Genomic DNA, 4,872 nt, shown 5'->3' with positions numbered 1-4,872 from the left:
CAATATGAATACCGGTAAAGGTTGTAACATCTTCTGCTCCCGGAGCCAATTGGGCCAATGGCCCTCCACTTATAGTTGCCTTAGGATCACTTACCGTGATATTTTTAAGGGTTGTATTTCCTGTGTTCTTAACCACAAAGGTGTATTCTACCCTGTCCCCAACATTGGTTTTTCCGTCTTTATTAACATCGACAAATACTCCGTGTTTGGTAATTGAAATACCCGAAGCAGGGGCCAATGGCGTAATCGTACAAGTTGGACAACCTGGATCTGGTGCGCATGTAGTACATGGCAGAGGATCGGTGGATGTGTCACTTACATTTGGGCCACTTGGTGGTGTTCCAGTTGCGGTAGCTAAGTTGTATACGGCACCTGCATCAATATCAGATTGTGTTACAATATGAATACCGGTAAAGGTTGTAACATCTTCTGCTCCCGGAGCCAATTGGGCCAATGGCCCTCCACTTATAGTTGCCTTAGGATCACTTACCGTGATATTTTTAAGGGTTGTATTTCCTGTGTTTGTAACCACAAAGGTGTATTCTACCCTGTCACCAACATTGGTTTTTCCGTCTTTATTAACATCGACAAACTGTCCGTGTTTGGTAATTGAAATACCTGAAGCAGGTATTAGACACGATTCCAAAACAACTGCAGCCGTTCTGGGAGAAAAACAATCGTTAACCGGATCGTAATAAAAAGCATAATAGGTACCCGCAACGGCCTGCGCCGGTGTAGCATAAACTTCAGTCTGATGGAATGCATCTGTATACCATACCAATGATATCCCTGCCGGTGTTGGACTTGTTACTAATGAATTTAAATCAAAGGTAGTCCCCGGCATACAAATAGGCTGAGCAGCAGCTGCACTTAATACCGGAGCTGTTTTTCCCGCATTACAGGTAGTAACCTTTTGAATACAAACTGCATGTTCATTACTGAACCCCCCTGTACTGGCCGTATATCCATAATTGACATAAGGCTTGCCTCCAAAATCCTCAGCCACTATATCTCTGGTTACAGAATTGACGAGAACATCATCTAAAAAAACTTTGAGTTCTTTAGTAGCTGCTGTCCAATTGATTCTGGTTTTATGCCAGCTACCATCTTCAATATTCCCTAAGTCAACATCAGTACCTACCTTACCGTTTTGTGTATAATCACCATTTCTGCGGAATCCGGTATGGTCGTTTTTGATAAGATCAATAACTTCCCCTTTAACTGTTTTCTCACCATTATACCATGTATCAAATTCTATAATAAAAGAATGACCACGTCCAGGAGCACCAATTCCGCCATAACCAAGTCCTGCTCCCACAGTTCCTACTATATCTGTTGCATCGGGGCTTTTCATTATAAAAGCAAAACCATCAGCACCAGTATCTTTTGTACCAAAAAATGCATCAAATTCAAGATTAAAATCTTTTGCCAGACTCAACTGGTTATGACTCCAGGCCTGTCCACTTTGACTACCAATGTTAGATGTCAACCGAAAATATCCTCCCGGAACAATTGAAGCATTTCCTGATCTTGCTAGTTCTTCATTACCCGGACAGCTCATTGCATTTAAAGGCAGTTTAAGAATTGGAAGATTTATAGGTGTTGAATCATTTGCATCGGTAACAGTAGGGTCATTTGCAAAAGTTGTCGCTGATGTTATTGGATTTCCTATTGTTGCTGTAAAATATAATTCCAAACTACCATTTGCAGGGATCGTCAAATTTGTCCAATTTATTCTTAGATTTGAAGAGCCTTGAAATAAACCGTCATTACTGATATTAGTAATATCTGCCAATGCATTCAAGTTTATTTTATTTTCAACACTAATTCCCGTTTTATCAACATTATTACTATTGTAAATTGTAATTTTAAAAGTCACTACCTCCCCAATTGTAACCGATGCTGGATTACCGACAATTATCTGATCTGCTGTAAGAGGCACAAGAGAAACAGCTGAAGTGATACTATTATCCTCACCTTGCACCGTTATAGTATAGGTTCTTGCTAATAAAGTAGTAAAATCTCCAGATGGTTCCCAACTATTGCCCCAAACAGGATTTGTAATAGCTGTCCTTTCTGCTTTCGTTTTATAGGTATAATTGGAATTCTTTTCCAGAACATTCAGAGTACCGGCAAAAGCAGTATCTTCCATAAATACAGAAAACATAAGTAACATTAAAACAAATGTAATTTTTGATTTCATGATCATTTTTAATTAATTAAACTTCTAAACGTGCCAATCTGAAAAAGACAGAACATTTTAAAAAGCAAACACTACTAGTCTAATTTAAAACTACTTACGTTTTAAAAGAGTAAAATAAGCCTTCCGATTAGCGTTGCAAAGGTCTATCTAACATTCAGCTATTTTTGCCCCTATAAGTTTTTAAAATTGTACTTTAAGACATTTCGTATTTCAAAGTAAGAAATATCATATGTTTTTTGTTTTTTTATGCTTTTTGACGGTTTTTTTTGCATAATTGCAGAAAAAAAAGGCTTTTAAAAGATGTTTTTTGACATTCAAAATCACAAAAAGGTTCCATTATTCCCTAAAAAGGGCAAAAAAAAGCTGGTACAGAAATTTTCTGTACCAGCTTTTAACATTCAAAACTATTTTAAAACAAATAAATACTAAATTTTACAGTATTTATGGTCATCCATTTTATTAATTACTAATATAAAGATAACCTGATTTTGTTACTCGTGTTCCTTTATTATCATACTCCAGGGTATAAAAATAAGTTCCTGTTGGAAGCTTGTCTCCTTTTTTAAATGTTGCTCTTCCGCTTGAGATACCCTCAAAAACATCTGTTACATTATCGTAACCTTCTTTCTCATATACAATAGTACCGTATCTGTTAAAAATTTTCACACTATTATTAGGAAAACAATCAATACCTCCAATTTGAAAAGTATCATTTATGCCATCACCATTAGGAGACAAACTATTATAAATTTCTGCCACGCAACCTACGTTTATTGTTTGCGTATAAGTAGTTTCATTTCCACAAGTATCGCTTGCGATCCAGGTGCGAATAAGCGTATACCTGCTGCTGCAATCCCCATCCTCTCTGGTTTCGGAATAATCAACTGTAGCGGTTCCACAAGTATCGGTAGCCGTAAGCGTTGCTACTGGCGGAATTGTAGCACAATTGGCATCTACTACAGCAGCCGGTAAAGGGGCTACAAAAACCGGAGCTGTGGTATCTTTTACTGTTACAACCTGAGTATGTGTTATTGTATTTCCGCATGTATCAGCAGCTGTCCAGGTTCTTTGTAATTGATAATTTCCTGAACAACTTCCATTAATCCTAACTTCATTATAAGTAACGGTTGCTGCAGCACAATTATCAATCGCAGTAAGTGTTACTGCTGCCGGAATTGCTGCTGAACAATCAACAGTTGTATTTGCAGGTAATACCTCTACGAAAACTGGTGCCATAGTATCAGCTACTGTAATGGTCTGCACTAAATTAGTTGATAAACCACCACAATCTGTTAGTGTATAAGTCCTAGTGACAATATACGGATTCCCTTTGCATCCTGTACCTCCATTGTTGGTATCGGCTACCGTAACAGCAATGGTTCCATTACAATTTGATTTCGTATTTGTAACTGCATTTATATTAGCAACCGGAACATCTGCCATACACTGCAAAGTTAAATTAGCAGGTACTGTTCCTGTTGGCGCAACTGTATTATCTATCGTGTACGTGTAAACCCAATCGTGTGTATTTCCTTTACAATCTGTAAATGTATAGGTATACGTTTCGACACCATTACAGGTAGGTATAGTAGATATAACAGGTGACGACGGTACTAATACATTACCACAATTATCGGTTACAACAGGCACTGTTGGTGCAGTAACAGCAGCAGCACAAGCTACTGTTGAACCTCCATTGACCGGCATAACAAAATCAGATCTGTTTATTGTGAAATTTTGTGTACAAACACTACTATTCAAAATTGTATTTTCACCATTATCACGTATTTTATTATGATTTGTATCTGCGTATTCTGTTATTGTATACGTTCTTATTACAGTTCCATTACAAACTGGAGCCTCTCCGTTTGAAGCTGTAATTTCGATTACGCCACAAGGAGCATTTCCAATAACTCCATCACCATTCCCTAAAGCTTCAAACTCATTTACCGTTAAGATTGCTGCTGTTGGTATTTGGTTATAACATGAAACCGTTGTTGTTGAAAATGTAGGACATACTACTTCGAATACGCAACAAACCGGTGCCACATCTGTGACCAGGATTTGATTACACATCGATGCATCCTGAAGAGTCACATTATAATTAGTACCAGTTGTTATCGAACCAGATGTCCAGGTATTTCCTGTCCAGGTTCCCGGTGCTCCGGTTCCTGTTGCCATATAAGGTGCCTTACCTGTAACCGTCAGAGTTAAAACATATCCTGAACCGTCTGTAGCACAAAGCGTCGATTGTGTTCCTGCTAAAGCTAATAAAGGATTGATGGTTACTGTTACCGGCTGAATATCTGAACATCCACCAACTGCAGTTCCCTTAATATAATAAGTTCCACTAACTGCTACGGCATTTGGAGATGATAATACGATTGTTCCCAAAGCATCTGCAAAATAACTATAGGTCAAACCTGCTGTACTTCCTGCTGTTACTGCTGAAGCGGTTAAATCAACTGTTGTACCCGAGCATACCGCTGCCGGATTATTGATCACTACAGTTGGTACAGGATTAATAGTTACTGTTATCGGCTGAATATCTGAACAAACAGCAGCTGATGTACCTTTAATATAATAAGTACCACTTGCTGTTACGGCATTTGGAGAGGACAATACGGTTGTTCCCAAAGCATCTGTAAAATAACTATAGGTTAAACCTG

1 protein-coding gene and 1 pseudogene are annotated in these 4,872 nt (G+C 38.2%); both read right to left on the bottom strand.

Going from position 1 to position 4,872, the window contains the following annotated elements:
- Nucleotides 1-2,203: pseudogene (locus ACHRWY_RS27450) on the bottom strand (hypothetical protein); the annotation flags it as partial.
- A 459-nt stretch (nucleotides 2,204-2,662) separates the two neighbouring features.
- Nucleotides 2,663-4,872, bottom strand: a 2,210-nt coding sequence (locus tag ACHRWY_RS27445; protein ID WP_395359197.1) for a gliding motility-associated C-terminal domain-containing protein, incomplete at its 5' end; no start/stop codon positions are given.

It is taken from the genome of Flavobacterium sp. FlaQc-48, assembly GCF_044007335.1.
GTDB lineage: Bacteria > Bacteroidota > Bacteroidia > Flavobacteriales > Flavobacteriaceae > Flavobacterium.
This window is presented reverse-complemented; position numbering and strand designations above follow the sequence as displayed.